Raw genomic sequence first — 2,824 nt, forward strand, 5'->3', positions numbered from 1 at the left:
AAGCACTGCACGAATTGCTCGACGGTCGCCGCCTCGCCGTCGTGGCGGCTGAAATAGAGGTCCATGCCCTTGCGGAAATTCTCCGGGCCGAGCAGCACTTTGAGCATGCGCACGCCCTCGGCGCCCTTCTCGTAGACGGTCGCCGTATAAAAGTTGTTGATCTCGCGGTAGACCGCGGGGCGCACCGGATGTGCGAGCGGGCCGGCATCCTCGACGAATTGTCCGGCGCGAAGCCCGCGCACGTCGGAAATCCTCTCGACCGCGCGCGAGCGCAGATCGGAGGAAAATTCCTGATCGCGATAAACGGTCAGGCCTTCTTTCAGGCAAAGCTGAAACCAGTCGCGGCAGGTAATGCGGTCGCCGGTCCAGTTGTGAAAATACTCGTGCGCGATCACGGATTCGATGCCAGCGAAGTCCGCGTCGGTCGCAGTCTCCGCCGTCGCCAGCACGTATTTGTCGTTGAAGACGTTGAGGCCCTTGTTCTCCATCGCGCCCATATTGAAATCCGAAACGGCGACGATCATGAAAATATCGAGGTCGTATTCACGGCCGAATTTTTCCTCGTCCCAGCGCATAGAACGCTTGAGCGAAGTCATGGCGTAATCGCAGCGGCCTTCCTTGCCCGGCTCGACGTAAATGCGCAGCACGACATCGCGGCCCGACATCGTGCGGAAACGGTCTTCGACCTGGGCGAGATTTCCGCCCACCAGGGCAAACAGGTAGGACGGCTTTTTGTGCGGATCGTTCCACACCGCGAAATGGCGGCCGCCGGGAAGCTCGCCGCTCTCGACCAGGTTGCCGTTCGACAACAGCACCGGCGCTTCGGCCTTGTCGGCCTCGATGCGCGTCGTGTAGACCGCCATCACATCCGGCCGGTCGGGGAAGTAGGTAATGCGGCGAAAGCCTTCCGCTTCGCATTGGGTGCAATAATTGTTGCTGGTCCGGTAGAGGCCGGATAGCTGAGTATTCGCCGTTGGATCGACCAGCGTTTCAATCTCCAGCGTAAACGGTCCGTTCGGCGGCTGCGCGATGGTGAGATTGTCCGGCGTCGCTATATAATTCTCCGGCGACAGGCCTTCGCCGTCGACCTTGAGCGAAACCAGATTGATGCCGTCGCCGTCGAGCACCAGCGGCGCGGCGGCGGTTTCCGGATTGGGCCGCAACGTAAGCGTTGCCCGTACCCGCGTCCTGCTCGGATGTAGGGCAAAATCGAGCAAAACCGTGTCCACCAGCCAATCGGGGGGACGATAGTCCTTCAGGCGAACAGGTTGAGCATTATCGGTGCGCATTCAATATCGATGTAGGCATTCGGCCGGCAAATGGAAAGACGGCCGATGGCCCTTGATTGCGCCATCGGCCGCGCAACAACCGCAAGGGCGTCAGTCGAAATATTTCGCGAAGATCGTCTTGTAGCCGCCGGTCTCCCGCATGATGTGCAGCCACTGGTCGACGAAATCCTTGAGGGCTTCGTCGCGCTGCATCCAGATGCCCTTTTCCGAGAAATCGAACGGGTGGTCGGGGTGAACGGAGCAAAGCACTCCGGAGTGCAGCTTCTGCTGGAAAAGCGTTTCCGAAGCATCGGTGATCATCAAGTCGGCGTCGCCTTTGGCGATCTGGTCGAAGATCGTGACGTTGTCCTTATAGACGTTGATGGTCGCGTTTTTGAGATACTCGCGCGCAAATTTCTCATTAGTGCCGCCCGGATTGACGATGACGCGGACGCTCGACTTGTTGATGTCGGCAATCGTCGCGTATTTCGAAACGTCTGCGCAGCGGGCGATCGGCGTCTTGCCTTCGCGCATGATCGGCGTGGAGAAAAGCCCCTTCTTTTGCCGGTCGAGCGTGATCGAGACGCCCCCAGTCACGATGTCGAACTTGTCGGCCTCGAAATCCTTCATCATCGTCGGCCAGCTCGTCTGCACGAACTCGGCCTTTACGCCGAGCGCCTTGGCGAGCGACTCCGCCATATCGACGTCAAAGCCCTCGAAGGTGGATGTCCCCTTGTTCAGAAAAGTGAATGGCCGGTAGTCGCCGGTCATACCGATACGCAAGGTGCCGCGGCTCAGAATCTGGTCGACGCGCGTTCCCGGCGCCTGTGCAAATGCAGCGGTGGCCAGAGCAAGACTTGCGACCGCGGCGATGGCCGCGAACTTCAAGTGACGATACATTTTAAACTCCCCGACGATATGATGACGCCGGTACTCTATCCGTGCCGGGACGGCGTGTCATCCGCGTCGGAACGGGCGGCGGTCACGGGAGTAGCTGCACCTATTCGCCCATCGGTTCGGCATGACCGATGACGCGTTTGATCGTGGGGGAATGCTCGCGGAGGGTTCGTTCGAGTACGTCGACCTTTTCATGCACGGTCTGCACGCTGAGTTTCGGATCGACAGTGCAGTGGAAGTTGACGATCTCGCCGTCTTCGGTCTCGCGGACGCGCACGTCGTGGATATCGCGGATGACGTCGTTATTCGCCGCGATCTTCGACAAAGCGGCCGCCACCGCTTTGAGCCGGTCGGGCGCAGCTTCTCGGCCGGATGCGTCCTGAGGTTCGAGTGGCTCGATGTGGGTCTCGACCTCCACGCGGTGGCCGAGCTCGGCGGCGATCGCATCTTCCAGTGTGTCGGCTTGCTCGTGCGCTGCGCGCAGCGACAGCTTGCCGTCGACTTCTAGATCGAGCGAGATCGCCAACCGATCCGCGATCTCCGTAACCGTAACGTGGTGTACGGCAAGTGCGCGATTGCGGGCGATCACCATCACGCGGTCGAGCACGCTCTCGCTGTCGAGTGCCACCGGCTTGGTGGCGACCGTTGGCTCCGCTCCG

Annotated in this window: 3 protein-coding genes; all 3 read right to left on the reverse strand. The window is 60.4% G+C overall.

Annotated features, from left to right (window positions below):
* On the reverse strand, window positions 1-1,289 hold a 1,289-nt coding region (pepN, locus tag VN623_RS06470; RefSeq protein ID WP_325569307.1), incomplete at its 3' end, for an aminopeptidase N.
* Between the two features lie 90 nt (window positions 1,290-1,379).
* On the reverse strand, window positions 1,380-2,168 hold the full coding sequence (locus VN623_RS06475; RefSeq protein ID WP_325569309.1) for a transporter substrate-binding domain-containing protein: 789 nt from the start codon (window positions 2,166-2,168) through the stop codon (window positions 1,380-1,382).
* A gap of 100 nt (window positions 2,169-2,268) precedes the next feature.
* Window positions 2,269-2,824 (reverse strand): cation transporter dimerization domain-containing protein (locus tag VN623_RS06480; RefSeq protein WP_325569311.1); only part of this gene is annotated, 556 nt, incomplete at its 5' end.

The sequence above is a fragment of the Hyphomicrobium sp. genome (assembly GCF_035572195.1).
Classification (GTDB): domain Bacteria; phylum Pseudomonadota; class Alphaproteobacteria; order Rhizobiales; family Hyphomicrobiaceae; genus Hyphomicrobium_B.